General features: G+C 35.7%; 24 protein-coding genes, 1 other RNA gene and 1 pseudogene. 17 read left to right on the forward strand and 9 right to left on the reverse strand.

The genetic code is table 11. The features are described 5' to 3' along the window. Positions 1-331: 331 nt before the first annotated feature. The gene (locus V6S17_RS02425) at positions 332-1,180 is read left to right on the forward strand and encodes an LD-carboxypeptidase (RefSeq protein ID WP_029091668.1); all 849 of its coding nucleotides are present in this window, start codon (positions 332-334) and stop codon (positions 1,178-1,180) included. On the opposite strand, the gene V6S17_RS02430 is transcribed toward V6S17_RS02425, so the two are convergent. Both V6S17_RS02430 and V6S17_RS02435 read right to left on the reverse strand, forming a co-directional pair. Next, the gene (locus V6S17_RS02430) at positions 1,170-1,469 is read right to left on the reverse strand and encodes a hypothetical protein (RefSeq protein WP_029091669.1); all 300 of its coding nucleotides are present in this window, start codon (positions 1,467-1,469) and stop codon (positions 1,170-1,172) included. The genes V6S17_RS02425 and V6S17_RS02430 overlap by 11 nt on opposite strands. A gap of 113 nt (positions 1,470-1,582) precedes the next feature. Continuing rightward, complete coding sequence (locus tag V6S17_RS02435; protein ID WP_029091670.1) at positions 1,583-1,897, reverse strand: helix-turn-helix domain-containing protein; 315 nt, start codon at positions 1,895-1,897, stop codon at positions 1,583-1,585. A 278-nt stretch (positions 1,898-2,175) separates the two neighbouring features. On the opposite strand from V6S17_RS02435, the gene V6S17_RS02440 reads away from it, so the two are divergent. The 7 genes from V6S17_RS02440 to V6S17_RS02470 all read left to right on the forward strand — a co-directional run bounded on the left by V6S17_RS02440 (position 2,176) and on the right by V6S17_RS02470 (position 8,226). After that, positions 2,176-2,361, forward strand: coding sequence for a helix-turn-helix transcriptional regulator (locus V6S17_RS02440; protein ID WP_029091671.1), 186 nt, complete (start codon positions 2,176-2,178; stop codon positions 2,359-2,361). 147 nt (positions 2,362-2,508) lie between these two features. Further along, positions 2,509-2,742, forward strand: a complete 234-nt coding sequence (gene secG, locus V6S17_RS02445) for a preprotein translocase subunit SecG (protein ID WP_029091672.1) — start codon at positions 2,509-2,511, stop codon at positions 2,740-2,742. 227 nt (positions 2,743-2,969) lie between these two features. Further along, positions 2,970-3,716: an alpha/beta hydrolase gene (locus V6S17_RS02450; RefSeq protein WP_029091673.1), complete on the forward strand. Its 747-nt coding sequence runs from the start codon at positions 2,970-2,972 to the stop codon at positions 3,714-3,716. 25 nt (positions 3,717-3,741) lie between these two features. Beyond that, positions 3,742-6,108, forward strand: a complete 2,367-nt coding sequence (gene rnr, locus V6S17_RS02455) for a ribonuclease R (RefSeq protein ID WP_036027359.1) — start codon at positions 3,742-3,744, stop codon at positions 6,106-6,108. A gap of 132 nt (positions 6,109-6,240) precedes the next feature. Further along, entirely contained in the window at positions 6,241-6,708 is a 468-nt protein-coding gene (gene smpB, locus V6S17_RS02460) for an SsrA-binding protein SmpB (RefSeq protein ID WP_029091675.1), read from the forward strand. Between the two features lie 176 nt (positions 6,709-6,884). Next, positions 6,885-7,251: a transfer-messenger RNA gene (gene ssrA / locus V6S17_RS02465) on the forward strand. A gap of 228 nt (positions 7,252-7,479) precedes the next feature. Then, complete coding sequence (locus V6S17_RS02470) at positions 7,480-8,226, forward strand: hypothetical protein (protein WP_029091676.1); 747 nt, start codon at positions 7,480-7,482, stop codon at positions 8,224-8,226. 48 nt (positions 8,227-8,274) lie between these two features. Here V6S17_RS02470 and V6S17_RS02475 read toward each other — a convergent pair whose 3' ends face one another. After that, entirely contained in the window at positions 8,275-8,511 is a 237-nt protein-coding gene (locus tag V6S17_RS02475) for a hypothetical protein (RefSeq protein WP_029091677.1), read from the reverse strand. A gap of 48 nt (positions 8,512-8,559) precedes the next feature. Continuing rightward, a complete protein-coding gene (locus V6S17_RS02480) occupies positions 8,560-8,691 on the reverse strand; it encodes a hypothetical protein (RefSeq protein WP_259455488.1) in 132 nt (43 codons plus the stop codon). A gap of 381 nt (positions 8,692-9,072) precedes the next feature. On the opposite strand from V6S17_RS02480, the gene V6S17_RS02485 reads away from it, so the two are divergent. The 6 genes from V6S17_RS02485 to V6S17_RS02510 all read left to right on the forward strand — a co-directional run bounded on the left by V6S17_RS02485 (position 9,073) and on the right by V6S17_RS02510 (position 12,796). Next, positions 9,073-9,414 (forward strand): LytTR family DNA-binding domain-containing protein, encoded by a 342-nt coding sequence (locus V6S17_RS02485; RefSeq protein ID WP_051535981.1) that lies wholly within the window; start codon positions 9,073-9,075, stop codon positions 9,412-9,414. 112 nt (positions 9,415-9,526) lie between these two features. Continuing rightward, positions 9,527-9,943, forward strand: coding sequence for a hypothetical protein (locus tag V6S17_RS02490; RefSeq protein WP_051457476.1), 417 nt, complete (start codon positions 9,527-9,529; stop codon positions 9,941-9,943). A 75-nt stretch (positions 9,944-10,018) separates the two neighbouring features. After that, positions 10,019-10,402: a DUF3021 family protein gene (locus tag V6S17_RS02495; protein ID WP_029091678.1), complete on the forward strand. Its 384-nt coding sequence runs from the start codon at positions 10,019-10,021 to the stop codon at positions 10,400-10,402. 395 nt (positions 10,403-10,797) lie between these two features. Beyond that, a protein-coding gene (locus tag V6S17_RS02500; protein ID WP_141690152.1) for an IS3 family transposase occupies positions 10,798-11,927 on the forward strand; the annotation gives its coding sequence in 2 pieces (ribosomal slippage) (positions 10,798-11,044 and positions 11,044-11,927; 1,131 coding nt in all). Between the two features lie 55 nt (positions 11,928-11,982). Then, complete coding sequence (locus V6S17_RS02505) at positions 11,983-12,378, forward strand: DUF1453 family protein (RefSeq protein WP_029090766.1); 396 nt, start codon at positions 11,983-11,985, stop codon at positions 12,376-12,378. A 94-nt stretch (positions 12,379-12,472) separates the two neighbouring features. Beyond that, positions 12,473-12,796, forward strand: coding sequence for an iron-sulfur cluster biosynthesis family protein (locus V6S17_RS02510; RefSeq protein WP_029090765.1), 324 nt, complete (start codon positions 12,473-12,475; stop codon positions 12,794-12,796). 2 nt (positions 12,797-12,798) lie between these two features. Here V6S17_RS02510 and V6S17_RS02515 read toward each other — a convergent pair whose 3' ends face one another. After that, entirely contained in the window at positions 12,799-12,981 is a 183-nt protein-coding gene (locus V6S17_RS02515; RefSeq protein WP_036026774.1) for a hypothetical protein, read from the reverse strand. A 182-nt stretch (positions 12,982-13,163) separates the two neighbouring features. On the opposite strand from V6S17_RS02515, the gene V6S17_RS02520 reads away from it, so the two are divergent. Beyond that, entirely contained in the window at positions 13,164-13,577 is a 414-nt protein-coding gene (locus V6S17_RS02520) for a MarR family winged helix-turn-helix transcriptional regulator (RefSeq protein WP_029090764.1), read from the forward strand. A 49-nt stretch (positions 13,578-13,626) separates the two neighbouring features. On the opposite strand, the gene V6S17_RS02525 is transcribed toward V6S17_RS02520, so the two are convergent. The 3 genes from V6S17_RS02525 to V6S17_RS02535 form a co-directional block, all read right to left on the reverse strand. Continuing rightward, on the reverse strand, positions 13,627-14,604 hold the full coding sequence (locus tag V6S17_RS02525; protein WP_029090763.1) for a tRNA dihydrouridine synthase: 978 nt from the start codon (positions 14,602-14,604) through the stop codon (positions 13,627-13,629). Between the two features lie 427 nt (positions 14,605-15,031). Next, positions 15,032-16,411 (reverse strand): glycoside hydrolase family 1 protein, encoded by a 1,380-nt coding sequence (locus V6S17_RS02530; protein WP_029090762.1) that lies wholly within the window; start codon positions 16,409-16,411, stop codon positions 15,032-15,034. Between the two features lie 39 nt (positions 16,412-16,450). Then, positions 16,451-17,449: a LacI family DNA-binding transcriptional regulator gene (locus V6S17_RS02535; protein WP_029090761.1), complete on the reverse strand. Its 999-nt coding sequence runs from the start codon at positions 17,447-17,449 to the stop codon at positions 16,451-16,453. 315 nt (positions 17,450-17,764) lie between these two features. Here V6S17_RS02535 and V6S17_RS02540 point away from each other — a divergent pair, with 315 nt between their 5' ends. Together V6S17_RS02540 and V6S17_RS02545 are read left to right on the forward strand one after the other, a co-directional pair. After that, positions 17,765-18,562, forward strand: a complete 798-nt coding sequence (locus V6S17_RS02540) for a Cof-type HAD-IIB family hydrolase (RefSeq protein ID WP_029090760.1) — start codon at positions 17,765-17,767, stop codon at positions 18,560-18,562. A 185-nt stretch (positions 18,563-18,747) separates the two neighbouring features. After that, positions 18,748-19,239 (forward strand): DUF3828 domain-containing protein, encoded by a 492-nt coding sequence (locus tag V6S17_RS02545; protein WP_029090759.1) that lies wholly within the window; start codon positions 18,748-18,750, stop codon positions 19,237-19,239. 107 nt (positions 19,240-19,346) lie between these two features. Here the strand turns inward: V6S17_RS02545 and ppdK are convergent. Then, positions 19,347-21,979 (reverse strand): annotated as a pseudogene (gene ppdK / locus V6S17_RS02550) (pyruvate, phosphate dikinase). Positions 21,980-22,044 lie beyond the last annotated feature (65 nt).

The raw sequence follows: 22,044 nt of genomic DNA on the forward strand, positions 1-22,044 counted from the left end.
GGAGCACACGTTATAAAGAGCGTGTGCTCTTAGATTATAGAAAAAGCAAGATGAAAATTGTTTACCTTCGACAACTTATGTCAGATGATTTTCTGGAAAATGAGCAGACTTAAGAGAAATGCTGATATAATAGGCACGCTGAGCGAATAATGGTGCGCGTATTAGAATACGCAATCTTGAATGAGCGAGGTGTAACGACTTAGATGAGTATTTGTCTTAAGACTGAGGCACGCGTTATAAAGAGCGTGTGCCTCTTTTTATTAAGGATTACAAAAGTGAGTTGAAATGATAGGATAGGATAACAGTAAATAATAGATAGGGGTGTTGAACCATGTTAGTAAAAGGAGATAGTATTGGTTTAATTGCGTGTTCGAATGCGAGACCCTCACGTTATGAAGAAAAAATAAAAAACGTTGAGGGTTTTATAACAGCGCTAGGCATAAATATTGTGAGAGCGGAGACATTATTAGAAACAGACGAAAAAACAACTTCAGCGCCTCAAGCACGTGCTTTAGAATTGCACAAGTTGTATGACAATGAAAAAATTAAGTTGATTTTTGATATTTCAGGTGGAGATTTAGCGAACCAAATACTGCCATTTCTCGATTTTGAACGTATAACAGCAGCAAATAAACCCTTTGTTGGATTGAGTGATTTAACTACGGTATTGAATGCTGTCTTACAGCAAACGAATCAAAAAAATTACTATTTTCAACTAATGACGCTTGCGGGTACAAAAGCAGTGGAACAGCAAAATTTCTTTAAAGAGTATTTTGTTGAGGGGCATGAAACAATTATAGAAACAAGAGGTTTAACTGATTTTAAGGAAATAGTTGGGAAAATGTATGGAGGGAATATCCGTTGCTTATTGAAGCTAGCTGGGACTTCTTTTTGGCCAGAATTCAAAGGGCATATCATTCTCTTGGAAGGTTTTTCGGGCAGCTATGAACGCAATGCCAGTTATATAGCACAATTACAGCAACTTGGTGTCTTTACTGACTGTATAGGGATTGTGTTAGGAACATTTACAGAATTGGATCAAAAAAATACGACGTTAATCGAGTCCTTGATTTTAGCAGCAGTTCCGGATGATTTACCAGTGGCCAGAACGTCAGAAGTGGGCCATGGTGATGACGGGAAGGCGATCATATTAGGTCACACCATTACAATTAGAGGGTAGCGAATATTTCGTTGTTTTCATCAAGGTGAAGCGAAGGTGTGATGGTTGAGTCGTAACCTCTTTCAATCATCAACCAAGAACGTAAGGCTTGAATAATCATTGAGCTTTCTAAGTGACAAATAATCCGTTGCCCAATTAAAACAATTGCTTCAAAAAACGGATGATTATTGGTACTGTTTCCTTTGAGTTGAATTTTCAATAAATGGCTATCTATTTGTTGATCATAACCAATAGTTGCTGTAATGGCATCTGCGATATTAGCGGATGATAAAGTTGTTGATTTGAACATAGTGCAGACACCTCCTTCTTCATAAATTTAAACGATAAGCTAATTTTAACTTAGTTTTCTGAAGAAGGTAGGTGTTTTGTGTGGTGAAATGATTAAGCTTAAGAGAGAATCTTTTAATCTTCTTTTATTATATCCCAGATTTTTTTTAATTTTTGCAAATCAGCTGGATCGGCTTCTGGTAATAAACGGTACCAGTCCAGTAAGTCATTTTCAGCTAAATGACTCATTTCGATAGGAGTGGATTCATAGCCAATTAGATAGTCGACAGAGACCTCGAAAAAGCTTGCTAACTTCATAAGCATATCTTTATCTGGAGTACGTTGACCGGTCTCATACATTGCATAAGTCGTCCGCGCTATTCCCAATGCGTTAGCGATATCGACTTGTCGCAGTTTTGTAGTTTGTCGTAAACTTTTCAAAATTTCCATGGATTGCCTCCTTGTTTCAACGTCACTTTATGTGTAGTCCTTCTTTTATTATACAGTTAGAAAGATAAACAGTAAAATAATAGTATGTATAGGCTAATAGAGGGATTTGGTTATAAATCTTTTTGATATAAAAATTTAAATCTAAAAATGATTGTCGTTTTCTTTTTTTGAGTGACTAGTAAAATAAATAGTTCATCCGTAAGGGTAACGTTTGACAATATAGGTAGAAAAAGGCTATATTTATGATACACAAAACGTGACCTTAGGAGGGGAGAAAGTTGAGAAAATGGCTTATAGAACTTCGAAAAGGAAAGTGTTTAACGCAACAAGAAGTAGCAGATGAAATTGGCGTCTCTCGAACAGCTTATGCAATGTATGAACAAGGACAGCGTAATCCGGCTGTTAAAACAGCAAAAAAAGTAGGGGAATTTTTATATTTCGATTGGACAAGATTTTTCGAATGATAAGTTACGAAATGTGTCATTTGAAGTCATGTTATAAAATGTCCAAAAGAGGATATAAAATAAATCAGGGACCTTTGTGATAAACTAGCACAGGTACTAATTTCATGTTATACTATTATTATATATTTTGTTTTTGGAGGACGTATTATGCATACTGTATTATTAGTGTTATTGATTATCACATGTGTTTTACTAGTTACTGCTGTTGTTTTACAACCTAGTAAAGATGCCGGTTTATCAGGCGCACTTACAGGCGGAGCAGAGCAATTATTCGGTAAAAAGAAAGTACGTGGCGTTGAACTTGTACTTCATCGTGCAACGGTTGTACTCTCAGTCTTATTCTTTGCGCTAGTTATTTTATTAAGCTTTTTTGTGAAGTAATTAAAACAAAGATGGTTACACAAAGAAACTGTTTGTTTTCACAGGCGACTTCACTGTATCTTCTGGATAATTGGCAATAAGAGATTCATCCCAACGATACGCGTGCGGCTGTTTGGCTACGGAAACAAGGCGATAATTCGCTCAAGCATCTGCATAAGGCAGATGCTTTTTGTTTTTTATAATATAATAATAAGCGATAGGAAAAATTTATAAGGAAGTGAATCACGATGAAATTACGTCAAGCTGAACCATTTTATTTTAAGAAGGGACCAAAAGCCTTTCTGTTACTCCATGGTTTTACAGGAAATACAGCAGATGTGAGAATGCTTGGGCGCTTTTTAGAAGATCAAAACATCACTAGCTATGCGCCTTTATATAAAGGACACGGTGGTACACCTGAATCCTTGTTAGAAACAACCCCCGAAGATTGGTGGTCTTCAGTGCTTGAAGGTTACCAATTTTTAAAGGATGAGGGGTTTGATGAAATTGTTGTTGCTGGTTTGTCATTAGGCGGCGCTTTTTCATTAAAATTAGGCTATAATTTGCCTGTAAAGGGTATCATTACTATGGCTGCTCCGTCCGAAGTGAACGGTGATTCGCCTATTATACGTGGATTCCGCAGCTTCGCTGAAAAATATAAACAGTACGAAGGAAAAGATGCTGAAACAATTGCTGCTGAAATGACAGTCTTCGATTCAGAGTCTTTTTCAACCATCACTCAATTATCGAATGAAATTCAATCAATTAGAGATAATATTGATATGATTTATGCGCCAATTATGGTCGCTCAAGGTGAGCAAGATAAAATGGTTACCAGCGATAATGCCCAATATATTTATGATCACGTAGAATCAAATGATAAAAACTTAAAATGGTATCCGAAATCGGGCCATATACTGACGTTAGACATTGAAAGAAAACAATTGCATGAAGATATACTTGCGTTTAGCGAGACATTAGATTGGAGCAATTAACAACTATGATAAGGAGGTGTTGTGCATGTCATCACAAACACAATACAAGGATGAGGTAATCGCTTTTCTAAAGACACAATCAGACAAGGCTGTATCGATAGAGGAGATTGAAAAAGGAATACATATGGGTGATGCAGACGAGTTTAAAGTATTGGTGAAATCACTTGTTCAGCTTGAAGAACGAGGTAAAATAATTCGAACAAAACGCAATCTTTACGGTCTTCCAGAAAATATGAACCATATTACAGGACGATTCCAAGCACATGAAAAAGGTTTCGGTTTTGTTATTCCAGAGGATAAAACATTAGATGATGTTTTTATTCCACCACGCATGACAAATAATGCAATGAATGGCGATACTGTTATGGCTGAAATTATGCAGTCGAAACGTAATGATTCTCGCCAAGAAGGTGTGATTATTAAAATTATTGAACGTGGCACACAAAATTTAGTTGGTCTTTATACAGAGGACACAAATGGTGACGTTTATGTTGTACCAGATGATAAAAAATTGAATTTCCGTATTCAAATTATTGAAGAGGGTAGTGTTAAAGCTGTTGCAGGACATAAAGTTGTTGTGACAATTAAAGAATACCCTGAATCTAATCAAGATGCTAAGGGGTATATTACGAGCGTTATTGGTCACAAAAATGATCCAGGCGTTGATATTTTATCTATTGTTCATGGTTTGGAAATCGACATTGAGTTTCCTGATGCGGTTATTGAAGAAGCTAACCGTGTGCCAGATCAAATCGATCCAGCAACAATCGGTTCGCGTCGTGATTTAAGAGCAGAGATGCTAATTACAATTGATGGTGAATCAGCTAAAGATTTAGATGATGCAGTAAGTGCCAAACAATTGCCAAACGGTAACTACGAATTAGGTGTTCATATTGCCGATGTTAGCCATTATGTAACTGAAGGTTCGGAATTGGACACGGAAGCAGCTGAAAGAGGTACAAGTGTGTATCTAGTTGACCGTGTTATCCCGATGATTCCTCATCGACTTTCGAATGGTATTTGTTCATTGAATCCGAAACAAGATCGTTTCACACTATCGTGTGTGATGGAAATTGATAAAAACGGGTCTGTTGTACGCCATGAAATTTTTGAAAGTGTGATTAACACAACAGAACGTATGACTTACACAGGCGTTAATCAAATTTTAACCGATCGTGATGAAGCTACTCGTGAACAATTTAAAGAAGTAGTGCCGATGGTTGAAACAATGGAAAAAATTGCACAAAGTCTCCGTCATCGTCGTGATGTTCGTGGATCAGTCGATTTTGACATTGGTGAAGCTGGCGTTATTGTTGATGAAAATGGCCACCCGACTGATGTTGTTTTACGCACACGTGGTGTGGGTGAGAAAATGATTGAAGAGTTTATGCTAGCAGCGAATGAAACTGTAGCTGAGCATTTTAATAAAATGCATGTGCCATTCATTTACCGAGTGCATGAGGAACCAAAAGAAGATCGTTTACAAACGTTCTTTGAGTTCATTACTAATTTTGGGATTACAGTTCAAAATTCTAAAGATGGTTTGAAACCAAGTGTTTTACAAGAAGTATTAGATAAAGTTAAAGGTAAACCAGAAGAATTAGTCGTATCAACAGTGATGTTACGTTCAATGCAACAAGCACGTTACGATGTTCATAGTCTAGGACATTTTGGTTTATCAACAGAATATTATACACACTTTACATCACCAATTCGTCGTTATCCTGACTTAATGGTTCATCGTTTAATTCGTTCATACCTTATTAATAAGCAAACGGATGAAGCAACGATGGCACATTGGAATGCTGAATTACCAGAAGTTGCTGAGCACACTTCAAAAATGGAACGTCGTGCTATTCAAGCAGAACGTGCAACAGATGAGTTGAAGAAAACAGAATTTATGCTTGATAAGATTGGTGAAGTATACAAAGGTGTTATCAGTTCAGCAACAAACTTTGGTTTATTCGTATCGCTGGAAAACACAATTGAAGGCTTAATTCATATCAGTGCGCTAAAAGGTGATTACTTTAACTTCAATCCTCAACAATTTGCTTTAATTGGTGAACGTTCAGGTAAAGTGTATCGTATTGGTGATGAAATTATGGTTAAGGTTGAGAAGGTAGACGTTGAAGCGCGTAAAATTGATTTCTCAGCTGTAAAAGAAGGCGATGATAGCGTAGTGGACTTAGGCGAGTTGAAAACATCAGAACGCCGTGAGTATTCAAAAGGTCGTCGCTCAAAAAAACCGCTAAATCTTAAAGGCAGAGGTGATTCACCGAAAGCTGATAAAGATAAGCCTAAATATGGTGGTGGCAGTATCTCTGGTAAAAACACCAATAAGAAAAACAATAAAAAAGGTAAAAAAACCTTTTATCAAAAATACTCTAAATAAATAAAAGTGAACGACCTTGTTATGCTTCCTGAAAATTGGAGAACCTCAACTTGGTATTTCACTTTAAAAGTAGACCTTTTTCTGCTAAAGTGGGAAGATAGACATTCATCAGAATGAGAGGGTGACAAACAGATGCCAAAAGGTGCTGGAAAACAAATCGCAGGCAACAAAAAAGCCTATCATGATTATTTCATTGAGGAAACCTATGAGGCGGGTGTTGTGTTACAAGGAACAGAGATAAAATCAGTTCGTAATGGACGCGTCAACCTGAAAGATGGTTATGCACAAATTCGTAACGGTGAGATATTCTTATATAATGTACACATTAGTCCGTATGAACAAGGGAACCGTTTCAATCATGAACCATTGCGTGTGCGTAAGTTATTATTGCATCGCAAACAAATTGACCAATTAATTGGTGATACAAAGGAATCTGGGTATTCATTAATCCCTGTGAAGATGTATCTGAAAAATGGTTTTTTAAAAGTCTTAATTGGCTTGGCTCGTGGTAAGAAAAAATATGATAAGCGTCAAGATTTAAAACAGAAGGAAGCTAAGCGCGACATCCAACGTGCCTTCCGTGATAACCAAAAATACTAGTTGATATTTAAATAGCTTTTTGTTATAATATCTATATTGGTGCCAAACCAATTGTGACGACGAACACGCAAAAAAATCGTCAAGGGAGTATGTTGCCGGATTGTAACTGCTCCCACTTTTTATACAATTTATTAAGCTATTTCGGCTTATTCCCGGAAACGCTAACCTCATAATGAGGGGACGTTACGGATTCGACAGGCATAGTTTGAGCTTGAGTGGCATGTCAGAGGGATCGTCTCTGTAAAAACGTCACAGCCAATAATAACTGGCAAAACTAACAACAACTTTGCAGTAGCTGCGTAAGTAGTTAACTAGCAAGATCCTCCTTCCATCGCCCATGTGGTAAGATCAGGGTCTCAAATTAAGTGGGATACGCCCGATTGTTTCCGTCTGGAGCATGAAGGAAGAGATTAATCAGACTAGTCTTTAGGAAGCCTGTTTGCCGGCCGACTATTTGACGAAATACTAATAGGTGAACTAAGCGTGTAGAAATTCAAGTGTCGATATGTCTGGACGCGGGTTCGACTCCCGCCGTCTCCATTTCAGTGTTAAACCTGTATGGAAATGCACAATTTTAAAAGAGCTTAAACATTGTTAAATCAGTGTTTAGGCTCTTTTTTTGTTTCAGGGGTATGGAAGTGTGAATCATTGTTTTGATATTTTTGGTACACTGTTTTATGAAAATATATTAGTATAATTTGGTTAGACAAAACGATGTTTTCGTTTGAAAATAAGTAAGTAGCTAATTGATCTGAACAGGAGAGTGAACAGATGTCTAATGAAAGTGTGTGTGGTAATTGTGAAACCATTCAAAGATTTTATGGAAAAAAGAAGAAAGTTAATTATCCAAAAGTCAAACAAAAAAAGAGAGATTGCGGCTTTTATGCGTTAGCCTATGCTGTCCAAATAATGTTAGTCAAAACAAATAACTTTAATTTAGAAAAAAATAAAATTGAAGAAATAGCGGAAAATTCTAAAGATTATATTCCTAGATTCAATGAATTAAGCAAAATAAAAAAACAACTATTTCCATCAGGAATAAAAGAAGATAGTAAGATAATGCTTGAAACTGAGTTTTTTAATATTGACGCATTAGAAGAATTTAGTAACAACTATGTAGGACCTGAATTTTTAGCAGGTAGTATTTTCAAAATAGTTGAATTTAAAGATGTAAAAGAGTTGGAAACTGAATTAGAAAAGAATAAAGATGTTCCTTTTTTATTCCCTTACGCTCCTACAAAAAACAAAAAAAGTGGAATTGGTCTTCATTGGGGCTGTGTTATTGTATCAAGCCAAAATGACAGGACTTACCTAATACAAACTGCTAAAAACAGGAACGTAAATAAGAAAGTTAAATTTAACGGAACTGTTACAGCTAAATTATTATATGAAGCTAATCAATCATTAGATTATTACGATTGGTCAAAGTTAAAAAAGAATAAGTCGCAACAATTTGAAGAATTTGAGGAAGATGTGTCTATGAATATAGGGAAAATGATGAGAGTAAAAATGGAATAGAAGTTTGATTCATGAAGCAAACTTCTAATGAAATCAGAACATAATTAGTTATTCAAAGTAAGGTACTTGTTTCATAAAAGGTTTCCCATTAACGATACCTTTTTCAAAGAGTTCTTCAGCTGTTTTAAAAAATTGGGTGTCTGAATTGGGAGCTGTTAGCAAGTAACTTTTTTCTTCATCATGTAGGCGTGAAATCCACCATTCCTCCCCATTCAAATCAAATGATAGTTCTTGTCCTTCTTCTACAATCGCTTGTCTAAAATTTTCCCATTGTGTTTCATCCATTAATATATGCCTCCAATATCAATCTATTTTATTATTATTATGCTATTTTTAACGCAAATAATCAATATCTTGAGAATCATCTGGTAAATATGAGTGTTTTGGTTTTTTATTTTCATCATAGATACCGAATGTCTCTAAATGAACACCGGTTTGACCAGCATCATAAGAACGTGAGTACATATAAGTGTAATCGACATCAGGATCATCAGAAAAATGAACTGTGCATGAGTACCAACCATATTTCCAGCTATTTTATCTAATGAAAAGGCGACAACGCTAGAAAACTCAAACTTAATTGCCGATAGTTATTACGAAAACATTAGAGCATATAGTTGGGTAAAAGTAATTATTTTTAAGACATCTGAAAAGGTGTATATATATAGATTGCTGTTAGTCTTGATACTGACTATAATGAAAGTAAATTTAATTACAAAGGTGTGATCATTTGCGGATTGAAATTAATCAGTTGGACAAAAAAATAATGAAGAAGAATCAGCCATTTTTAATATTTTCGAGGTGAGTGGTGCTGTTGAAAAGGTAATTGATATTTTGGAGAGCTCAGTGCACTTATTAGTTGTTCAAGATATTAATTCAGATGAATTTCATAACATAAAAACACACACTATCCTTTATGCCGAATACGTTGAACGTAAAATATTTTTATACACCAGTACAGAAGTTTATACAATTGGTAGTGAATCCTTAGTACAGTTTATTAAACACCTTCCAAATAATTTTATCAGAGTATCAAAAAATACGATTATAAATATTTATCAAGTACAGTCTTTTATTGCTCAGAGCAATGGTAATTTAATCATAACAATGAAGGGCAATGAAAAATTAATGGTGAGTAGAAGATATGTTAAATCATTAAAAGAAGCACTCATAATTTCTGCTTCGTGACCACAAGTGTTGGTGATACGACTACATGTGTTAAATGCTATATACGAGACTCTATTCGTTAGTTATACTCTTAATAGATTAGAAATTAGGAGGAATAAATAGGATCAACGATTTGAAAATTATAGAAGCTGCAATAATTGGTACACCAATTTGGGTTTGGATAATTTTGCTATACATCATAAAACGTGGATTGGATATGAAAAAAGATGGCATAGTAAAGGTAGGGACAACATTTGTTTTTCCATTTATTTTTATTATTTGGGGATTAGAAACAGTAGTTACAAAATTCTCTAACCCACTGGACGCAATCATTGCGTATATAATTGCTCTTATTATCGGATCATACATAGGGATCGTTTTATATTCGGCAAAGCAGAGGTTTTATATAGATGAACATCGACTGATTAGAAAAGGAAGTTCTTTACCCTTAGTAATAATTTTAATGAATTTCAGTGTTAAATATGCTTTGAATGTTCATATGAATAAGCTACAAATAGTTTGTATTTTAGTCTCGTCTATTCGCTCTTAGCTGGTTTTACAGTAGGATTATTTATAGGCGGTATTATTAATACAATCAGGAATAAAAAAATATTGGAGGGGTAATGTGGATTTATATAAAAGAATTGTTGCAGGTTTAGGAATAGGTTCATTTGTCTATTTAGTCTCACTTTATTTTAATGGAGTAACAGAAGTTACTCCAAAAACAATCATAACAGTATTTTTAATTTCCATCTTTTCAGGTGTAGCAACGATTGTCTTCGATATTGAGCGGTTGAGCTTCCTAATGTCATTGCTCATTCATTTTATAGTGACGACACTGTTTATCTTTTTACTATATGGTGGAGACTATCAACCAAAACATCTGTATGCATTGTTTACGAGTATTGTTATTATATATGTAGGTTCATATTCATTAGTTATTACACATTATAAAATAACAGCTAGGAAAATTAATAAGTTGCTTTCAAAAATAAAACAGTCTCATTAAGATGAAAAAATATTTATGTCACTTAATAAAATGTAGGAATGCAAAATAACGGTTGCTTATGCAGCGGTTATTTTTGTTTATAGTTAGCCAGTAGTCTCATTTTTAATGTAACAGCCACTATAATCAACCAGATATGTATAAAATAATACCACATGTGTTAACTGATATTTACGTTATTATAATAGCTAGATATACTCTTAATATATTAAATATGAGGAGGAGTTACATATGATGATATTAAATTTTATTGAAGCGATTTTAAAAGGAACACCCTTTTGGTTTTGGATTATCCTTATTTACGTTATAAAAAAAGGTTTTGGATAGGCTACACTAAGTTAGACAGAATAAATGAGGGCTTGTAAACTAAGACTACTAATAAAAAGGAGTGTGCTACTATGCCACGTCAACGTCGAACATTTACGCCTGAATTTAAACTGCAAATGGTGAAGCTTTATGAAAATGGAAAGTCACGTGCTGATATTGCTCGTGAATATGATTTAACCCCTTCGGGATTAGATAAATGGATTAAAAATCATCAAGCTACTGGCTCGTTCGCAGCTAAAGATAATCGAACAGAAGATGAAATAGAACTAAATAAATTACGTAAAGAAAATCAGCGGTTACTAATGGAGAATGATATTTTAAAGCAAGCGGCGCTGATCATGGGACGAAAATAAATGTGATTCGTAATAACGCTCACCTTTATTCGGTATCAGCAATGTGTGCCGTCCTCGAGATTAAAAGGAGCACCTATTATTATCATATAAATTTAGATGCCACTTCGCAGCGAAAAACAGAGGACATCGCACTTTCAAAAGAAATTGAACGGATTTTCAAAGAAAGCCGTAATAATTATGGTACGCGTAAAATCAAAAGAGAATTATTAAAGTTAGCTGAACCTAAACATGTATCAAGACGCCGAATTAGCCGCATAATGCATTCGTTAGGTTTAGTTTCAAACTACACTGTGGCTCAATTTAAACCGCAAAAATCACGTTCGAATGAGGCACTTATAAGAAACGAGTTAAAACGTGCGTTCATTCAAGAAAAAGAATTAGCTGTCGTTGTAAGTGATTTAACATACGTTCGTGTCGGTGGAAAGTGGCATTATGTATGTTTATTTGTAGACCTTTTCAATCGTGAAATTATTGGACATAGTGTAGGAGAAAACAAGACTGCAAGTCTTGTCTATGAAGCATTAGCAAGCATTTCTGCAAATTTAAATGACATACAGCTGTTTCACACGGATCGAGGGAAAGAATTTGATAATCGGTTGATTGATGAAGCGCTTGAAACATTTAATATTCAACGTTCACTAAGTATGAAGGGTTGTCCTTACGATAACGCTGTAGCGGAAGCAACATTCAAAGTGTTTAAAACAGAATTCGCAAACCAAGCTCACTTTTCCAATCTTAATCAGCTGGAACTTGAATTAAATGATTACGTTCATTGGTTTAATAACATCCGTATTCATGGAACATTGGGTTATTTAACGCCTACCGAATTTAAATTACAGCCCTTATAATTTTTGTTCAATTTACTGTTGCCATTCCAGTTTAGATTATCGTAAAGAAGGTGTGGTGTCTGTTAAACGAGCTTTTTTAATACCAGTAATATTTATTGGAGGTGGAATTGCACAAAGTTTTGGTTTGGGGTATCAACTAGACTCATTAATGACATACCTTGCCGCTTTAATTGTTGGTGCTTGTTTTGGGATTGTGTTATATTCTGCGAACCAAACATTCTATATGCAGGATAATGTTTTTACACGACGTGGCAGTTGGTTACCAATGTTTATCATTTTAGTAAACTTTATTGTCAAAGACTTTTTCAATGTCTATTTGAGTTTAGATGCCAACATACTGAGTAGTCTGACGTTTAATATTGTTTATTCAATTTTAGCAGGGTTAGCGGGTGGTTTAATCTTAGGTGGAGCACTGAATACCGTTAGAAAGAAAAAAACTATGATGGCATAAGTATGGCGTTTATATAACAACTAAAATCGTTAAAATGTGCTTTTTATTAAGAGAGGGCGTATACTTATCTTCTATAATAGAAGAGGTGATAAGGATGTATTTAGAAATTAAAGAGTCAGGCCAAAATAGTATTTTGGAGAGTGGTAAAAACCAAGTAATAAATCTTTTTTATACGTATGAATCATTGAATAGCTGTTCGTGTAGTGATGCAGGTTTGTTTATGATTGAACTTTCTGAGCAGCCTATTGCTGACTATAGTATTCAATTAGATAGTAATCATCCCGAGGTATACACAAATAAATTTAGTTTAACGTTTATGGAAGAAGAGATGCAACTTATACGCGATAAAAAAACAAACCGTTTGATATTAACAGGAAATAGCGGTGTTTTATCACCAAATGTCTCTGTCAGAGTATAAAATTAGCCAATAAAAAGGCGATAAGCAGTAAATCCTAGCAAAAGTATAATAATGATTAAGCCCGTTACTTTCCAGTTACCACCACTTTTAGATCTGTTGTTAGAGGTATGAAAATCCCCAATCTCAGCTTTTTGAAGACCATCCTTTAACGTGATTGTTGGTGTGTTTTTCTTTTTATTATGCATAAAGTTTCCTCCTGTTAAATATAATAAACGTTTCTATTTAAGTTTAGCATATATTTCGTTAATCAATTGAATTTTAGGGTAATCTCACTTGACAACCTCCTGAGCACGCGCAATAATAAAGTTAACAATTAGTTAGCGAAACTAACGAAAAACATAAATAGGATAAAAAATAGGAGGATAACATGAGCGAACATCGTCAATTGTTTTTAGCATTTACTAAAATGCAACGTCTGTATATTAAACGATTAAATGAGCGTTTAGAAAGTTTAAATGTTTCATATGCACAATGGTCTGTTCTTTATTATATCTATAGCAATGGACCTCACACCATTAGTGAAATTGCTAAGCATCAAGATGTTGAGAAACCGACAATTAGTAAGGTGGTACAAAAATTAGATGAATATGGTTATGTTACTGGAGTACAAGGTGAAGATAAGCGAGTGAAGCGTGTGACTTTGACACCTAAAGGTCAACAAAATTGCGAGGCTGTTGATGCTCATTTAGGGGCTTATCAACAAAGCTTGGCAGAAGGATTTAATGAAGAAGAACAAGCCTTTGTACGTCAGTTTATCGAATCTGTCACTGCTAAATTATAATAGAAGAAAAGCCCACACAATCTGTTAATGATTGTGTGGGCTTTAATGTTTAGGCTAATCCATTTTTTAAGGCATTGTTCACAAGTTCACGTACAGCATCTGTTGATTTTGTATTCATCAAGGAATTTCTTAATTCAGCCGCACCACTAAAATCACGAACATATATTTTAAAGAAACGGTGCAGGTGCGTGAAAGGTCGCGGCTGTGCTTCAGTAGAGTATTGATCGTATAAATCGACTTGTAGAAGTAATAATTTAAGGAATTCTTCTGGTGTATGTTCTGTTGGTTCTTTTTCAAAAGCAAATGGATTGGTGAAAACACCTCGACCAATCATGACACCATCAACACCATACTTTTCAACAAGTTTGAGTCCAGCTTCACGATCCGCAATATCACCGTTAATTGTTAATAATGTGTGAGGTGCAATTTCATCACGTAATTTTTTGATTTCAGGGATAATTTCGTAGTGAGCATCAACTTTACTCATTTCTTTACGTGTGCGTAAATGGATAGTAAGGTTAGCGATGTCTTGTTCTAATACATGACCTAACCAACCGCGCCATTCTGCAATGTCCAAATAGCCTAAACGAGTTTTAACACTAACAGGTAAACCACCTTTTTTAGCAGCCTGAATGATTTCAGCGGCGGTATCAGGATGGTTAATTAAGCCAGAGCCTTTGCCTTTAGAAGCAACGTTAGCAACGGGGCAACCCATGTTAAGGTCAACGCCTTTGAAGCCCATTTCTTTCATTCCGATACTCATTTCGGCAAATAATTCTGGTTTATTACCCCAAATATGTGCAACAAGAGGCTGTTCATCTTCTGTAAAAGTAAGGCGTCCACGAACGCTTTCTTTACCTTTTGGATGACAATAACTTTCCGTATTTGTAAACTCTGTGAAAAATACATCTGGTCGACCTGCTTCACTCACAACATGACGGAAAACAACATCGGTAACATCTTCCATTGGTGCTAATATAAAAAACGGCTTTGGTAAATCAAGCCAAAAGTTTTCTTGCTGATTCATTTCATCTTCTCCTTATATATGTAATCTTCTAAATTTTTCACTCTTATAAATAGTATCATTTATGAAGCAAAGTTGCACCGAATATTTCTTATAGCCAAGTTATTTATTTTTAATCACTTTAACTAGATTAATATTTTTCATCTATAAAACATAAAATAACAGCCTCACAAAAAATCAAACGACTTTTAATTTATCCCGGTGAAAGGCAAATAACTCCTCTGAAAATTTCAAAAACACTATCCTGACAAATTACGTCAAGATAGTGTTCTCTCTAATTTATTTTAAGCTGAACTTTTGATTTTGCTTTTATTTATGTCTAGCACTTCAAGCCAAAACTTGTGAGATTTCAAAGAGACTCATAGCGATAAAAATAATCGCTAATCATTCTTTTCCAATCTCTTCAGTTCTGAACGGCTTGAGCGTGCCTTTATTTATTAAACCCGTTATTTTCACTTAAGGCTTTAAACCAAAGGCCACTTTTCTTCATAGAGCGGGCATAATTGTTATCTAAGTCAACGCGATAAAAACCATAACGGTTTGTATAGCCGTTTAACCAAGACCAACAATCCACAAATGTCCACGTATGATAGCCAAAACAATTGCTGCCTTTTTCAATAGCATTGTGTAATTGTTGCAAATGATCTTGCATAAACTCAATACGATAATCATCTTCAATCATACCATCTTCATTGAGAAAGCGTTCTTCATTGGCAACGCCCATTCCATTTTCAGCGACATACCAAGGAATGTTACCATATTCGTCTTTAATCATCATTGCCATATCATAAATAGCCTCAGGGTAAATTTCCCATCCGCGGTAAATATTCATTTTCTTTTCTGGCCAATCATAAGGTGCATAAAAATCAGCAGGTGTTAAAGCGGGTGTTTGTGGGTTTTCAGGCGCTTGCACACGTCGCGGTTGGTAATAGTTTAACCCTAAAAAGTCAACGGTATTGTTAGCGATTCGTACGCTGTCATTTTCTGCTGTAATTGGCAATAAATCATTCTCAGCAAGTACTTCTTTTAAACCAACAGGAATTGTACCAAGAGCACAAGGGTCTAAGAAACTTTTACCGTTTAATAAATCAGCAATTTCTTTAGCACGTTGGTCTTCAGGTGATTCACTGCGAGCATAAGTGGGCGATATATTTAAAATGATACCGATTTGGCCTTCACAATTACTTGCTTTTAAAGCTTCAACGGCTGCAACGTGCGCCATTAATGTATGATACCCCACTTGGATAGCCTTTTTGAAATCGACAACATCAGGGTAGTGGTAACCATAGAGATAGCCACATTCAATATGAACAACAGGCTCATTGAATGTTGTCCAACGTTGTACTAAGTCACCGAATAATTCGAAAGCTGTTTTGGCATAAAAACCAAAAGCATCAACAGATTCACGGTTTTCCCACCCGACTTTTTCCATCAGCCACCAAGGCATGTCGAAATGGAAGAGGTTAATGATAGGTGTCACTCCAGCTTCGTTTAATTTAGTAAAGTAATCACGGTAAAAACTAACAGCTTCGGGATTAACATTTTTACCATCAGGTAAAAGACGTGTCCATGAAATCGATGTACGGTAAGAATTCATTCCAATTGCTTGCATACGTTTAACATCGTCGGCATATAGCTCATAGACATTAGACGTTGTTGCAGGCCCTTGACCCGGTTGGAATTTTTCTGGATTTTGCACGTACCATTCATCCCAAGTTGAGGCTGTTTTACCATTTGAAAGTGAATGTCCTTCTGTTTGCGGTGCGGAAGCTGCTGCTCCCCATAAAAAGTTCTTTGGAAAATTTATCATTAATAATCATCCTCACATTTTAAAATTTTATTGTTGTTTCTATGATAGCTTTTTAACGATTGAATCACGCCAAAGTATCTCGTTTGTTAGAGTGAATACTTTTCCTTCGAGTTGGTTATTATTCTTAATTTTTTCTAATAACCGTTCTGCCGCAAGCATACCAATTTCTTCGATTGGTTGTTTGATTACAGTTAGTTTAGGATGAAAAATATCACTTGCATCAAAATAATCATAACTCGCAAATGAGATATCCTTACCGATAACTAATTTGTTTTCATGGATTGTTTGCAATGCGCCGAGCGACATGTTGTAATTACAAACAAAAACGGCTGTGATACCTTCAGATAAGAGATATTCCATAGCACGTTTACCGCTAGTTTTAGAATAATCACCATAATAAATATTTGTTTCAAGTAGTCGTTTGTTATGGCTTTCATAAGCATCAAGAATACCTAAAAAGCGCTCACGGGCGACATAATCTGTTTGAGGTGCAGCAATGACGCCAATTTTTTCATGTGACAGAGATAGCATTTTAGAGATAACTTTTTTTGTGCTGGCTCGATTATCAACAATAATACTATCAGTTTTTGGGCTATCTAATGGTGTAATAATAGAAATAATGGGAATATCATAATTCTTCAAGCATTCAAGTTGTGGCCATGATTGCTCTGCACCAACTATAATCAAGCCATCAACAGCGCGTGATTCAAAAAAAGCTATCTTCTGTTCAATTCGGTTAGGATCATCCCGATAATTGGATAGTAGAATTGTATAACCTTGTTGTTCAAGGACATCATCAATTTTTGCAACTAAGGATGCACTGAAGTTGTTTTGCATATTGTTCATTAACAGGCCAATTGAACGTGTTTGATTACTTTTTAGACCTTTAGCAAAAAAGTTTTCTTTATATCCCAAAACTTCAATGGCAGTTTCTATTTTTTTAATGTTGTCGGGACGCAATTTATGACCATTTAAATAGCGAGAGACACTACCTACTGAAACACGGGCATACTTTGCAACTTCTTGAATTGTAGCCATATAAACACCTTCTTTTTCATGTATCATAATAATATTATCTATAGTTTATAACAAAACTTGAATCGATTCAAGTTTTTCTGTAAACGATTACAATAACTCATCTTAAAAAATCACAATAAAAGTAAAAATGGAAATAGGAGCTTTAGGTAGCAATTGTATTTTAACGATATAATATGTAAGCTTTTAAAAAGATAATATTTTGCAATCACAACTGTTCATCTTTATACTGAAATAGTAAACGCTTTAATTTAACACAGTTGCTTTTAAAATTTATTTTCAGATAATGTGATTAAATAAAACAGGAGTGTGATTTGAATGGTGAAGATGATAGCAGTAGATATGGATGGGACTTTTTTAAGTTCCACAAAAGAGTATAACCGTGAGCGTTTTGCTCAGTTATACACGAAAATGCAGGAACAAGATGTAAAATTTGTTGTTGCCAGCGGTAACCAATATTATCAATTGAAATCCTTTTTCCCTGAAATAGCGAGCGCCATTTCATTTGTTGCAGAAAATGGCGCATTAGTGATTAGTGAAGATGAAGAGTTATTATGCGGTAAAATGCAAGAATCACTCATTCAGGATATTTTAGTATTTCTAGAAACAATTCCTGATGTACGAACTATTTTATGCGGTCGCCAAAGTGCCTATGTCGAAACAAAATTTCTTCCAGAATTGATTGAAGAAGCACAGCAATACTATCACCGTCTTGATGTTGTACCTACGTTTAAAGAATTGCCCGAAGATGTCTTTTTCAAGTTCGCTTTGAATGTACCTGACACAGAAACAACGACAATCATGGCGATTATCAATGAGAAATTTGGTGAAAAAATAGCGGCAGTCACCAGCGGTCATGGCGATATCGATATCATTATTAAAGGACTACATAAAGCGAATGGTTTGCGTGTTTTACAAGAAAAATGGCAAATTCGTGCCGATGATATTGTAGCATTTGGTGACGGTGGTAACGATTTAGAGATGCTTCGTCATGTTGGCCATAGCTATGCAATGGAAAATGGCAGTGATATTGTCCGCGAAACTGCAAAATATCATGCACCACATAATGATACAGAAGGTGTCTTAGAGGTTATCGAAAAGTTATTAAATCGTTAAATAATAGAACGAAGCACTTTGTGGTATTGATACAAAGTGTTTTTTTATGCCTGGAATAAATAGCGGAATATTCAGTTTATTATTTGACTACGATCAAAAACTGTTTTAAAATGTAACCAGGTTAAAGTAATGGGATGATTTTTTATATGAAGGGATAGTATGGACGGCATAGGAGGTGAAACAAGATGAAACGAATCGTATTATTATTGTTTCTTGTTTTTGGTACTGTTATCGCTGGGTGTGCAACATCAGCGTCAACGTCAACGTTTGACGTTAAAAAAGAACGACAAGAAGCGGCTAAACAATTAAAGGGCTTTGGTACATTACTAGCAAATGACGCCCAATTTAGTACGTTGGATCCGACAACTCTTAAGCGTACCCTGGGGGAAAAGCTCTCTGACTACGTTACCAAAGATGAGTTGAGTAAAATGAAGAGTGAAGTGCCACAATGGTTAGCTGGTAATTTTCAAACAGATATCTTTTATTTAATGCCAGATCATAATCGAGATAAAGCAGCTTATTTAACAACAACAGCTACGTTCACTGATAGTGATGAAAAGGCGCAATCATTACTTTTTCAATTACGTTTTGATCCCGAGGCAAATGTAAGTGGTGCGACAGTTAAAATGGTTAAAGAAGATGGAAAGTGGAAAATAGCGCGCATTATTACAGAATAAATAAGAAAGCCCTCTATAGAAGTAGAGGGCTTTAGGTTGTAGAAATAGTCATTTGTCTAAGTTGCTAACCTGAAATTTTTGCTTTTACTAAAATTAGTATTCAAAATTTATATAACGATAAAATTTTCAGCCTCTATTCTCGCTTTAGCTAAAGCAAGTTTTGCTAATGGCACGCGAAAAGGTGAACATGAAACATAATCGACACCGATTGAGTGGAAGTAGGCAACAGATTCGGGATCGCCTCCCAGTTCGCCACACACACCAATTTTTAATTGTGGTTGTGCTTTTTTAGCTAAGGTAATAGCTTGTTTCATTAATTGTCCAACGCCGTCAATGTCGATTGTTTGGAATGGGTCGTGTGGTAACAGTCCTTTCTCGAGATATAACGGCAGAAACTTAGCGACATCATCACGTGAAAAGCCATAGACCAGTTGTGTCAGGTCATTGGTACCGAAACTGAAAAAATCAGCAGTATCAGCAATTTCATTAGCAGTTAAACACGCACGTGGTATTTCAATCATTGTCCCAATTTTATAGGTGAGGTGACTATTTTTTTCGACTAACAATTCAGTAATTGCTGTTTCTAAATAATGACGCATCCATTTTAATTCCGTCACACTACCAACTAATGGAATCATTATTTCGGGAATAACAGTGAGTCCTTCATCTTCAAGTACAAGGGCACTATTGATGATGGCCGTGACCTGCATTTTATATATTTCAGGGTAACTCATCGCCAAACGAATCCCACGATGCCCCATCATTGGGTTGCTTTCTTGTAATTCGCTAAGTCGTTGATCTAGCTGTGTCTTACTGATGCCCAATGCTTTAGCAAGGGCATTTTTTTCAGAAATATCATGTGGTAAAAATTCATGATAGGGTGGATCTAATAAGCGAATAGTAAGGGGGCGCTCGTTGGCACAACGAAAAAGTTCTTCAAAGTCAGACGTTTGGAAATGTTGCAGTTTATTGAGTGGTATTTCGCGTGCGGTAGCAGTATCTGCTAAAATTAACCGGCGCATTTCAATTAACCGTTCAGGTGCAAAAAACATATGCTCTGTTCGAGTTAAACCAACACCTGTAGCACCAAAACTTAAAGCAGTTTGAAGATCCGTCGCAGTATCCGCATTCGCGCGTACATCGATGTCACTCATATAAGTTAACAAGACCATTAGCTGTTCAAAAGCAGGCGTAATCGCCGTTTGGGTTAATTCAAAAACATGAGTATAAATTTTGCCAGAACTACCATCAACGGCTAACCAATCACCTTCTTTCAACTGGCCTGATGGGTGTGTAAGGGTTTGTTTTTCAGCATTAATAATGAGATCATGACAACCGGCGACGCAAGGTGTGCCCATACCGCGCGCTACAACAGCCGCATGACTTGTCATCCCCCCTCGACTTGTGATTATGGCTTCACTTACAATCATCCCTGTAATGTCCTCAGGAGATGTTTCTTGACGAACGAGGATAACCGCTTCATCATTTTCGCTGGCTAGTTGAGCGGCTTCAGCAGAAAAATAAATACGACCAACAGCAGCACCGGGGCTAGCTGGCAAACCGATAGCAAATGGTGAATGTTCAGCAAGTTCTTCTTCGGAAAAAGAGGGGTGTAAAGCTTGTTCCATCATATCAAATGTGACGTTATCAACCACTTCCTCTTTCGTTAGTAATCCTTCTGCAAGAAAGTCCATTAAAATTTGAATAGCTGCCGAGGCAGTTCGTTTACCATTACGCGTCTGTAAGAAGTAAAGCTGCCCATTATCAATGGTAAATTCAATATCTTGCATCTCTTGATAGTGTTGTTCTAATAACGCAGCACAACGCTTGAATTCAGTATAAATAGTGGGCATCGTCACTGCTAAATCACTAATTGGTTGCGGTGTTCTGATCCCAGCAACAACATCTTCGCCTTGCGCATTAAGCAAAAATTCACCATACAATTTTTTTCACCATTAGATGGATTGCGAGTAAAACAAACACCTGTGCCGCTATTCTTACCGTTATTACCAAAGACCATTTCTTGAATGGTCACAGCTGTACCTAAGTGTTCATCAATATTATTTAGCTGACGATAAGTGATTGCGCGTGGGTTGTACCATGAATTAAATACCGCTTGCGTTGCCAGTAATAGTTGTTGCATCGGATCTTGCGGGAAGCGACGACCGGTTTTTTGGCGAAAAATGTGTTGATATTCAATTGTTAAAGATTGTAAATCGTCACCTGTCAGTTCAGTATCTAATTGAATACCTCTTTGCTCTTTTAAATGGGTTAAAACTATTTCAAACGCTTCTGCTGGAATCGAATACACAACGTTACCAAACATCTGAATCAATCGGCGATAACAATCATAGGCAAAGCGTTTATCACTTGTTTGAGAGGCTAACATTTTAACGGTATCATCATTTAATCCAATATTTAAAATTGTATCCATCATGCCTGGCATTGAACGTACAGAACCGCTTCTAACAGAGATAAGTAAGGGCGCCTCTAAAGACCCAAAACCTTTGTGAGTCTGTTGTTCTAATATTTTAAGGGACTCTGCAATAGTGGTGCCTAGTGTGTCGGGAAAAACTTTACCATTTTCATAATAAGCAAGACAACAGGTCGTTGTAAGGGTAAAACCATCAGGAACTGGCAAACCAAGTCGCTTCATTTCAGCGAGGTTCGCACCTTTTCCACCTAGTAGCTGTTTCATTTCTTTTTTACCTTCAGCAAATGAATAAATGTATTTTTCCACAATAACACTCCTTTTTTAAGAATCTATAAACATGAGGCTGTTTATAAGTTCGATTATAGATGTAA

The sequence above is a fragment of the Brochothrix thermosphacta DSM 20171 = FSL F6-1036 genome (assembly GCF_036884295.1).
Taxonomy (GTDB): Bacteria; Bacillota; Bacilli; order Lactobacillales; family Listeriaceae; genus Brochothrix; species Brochothrix thermosphacta.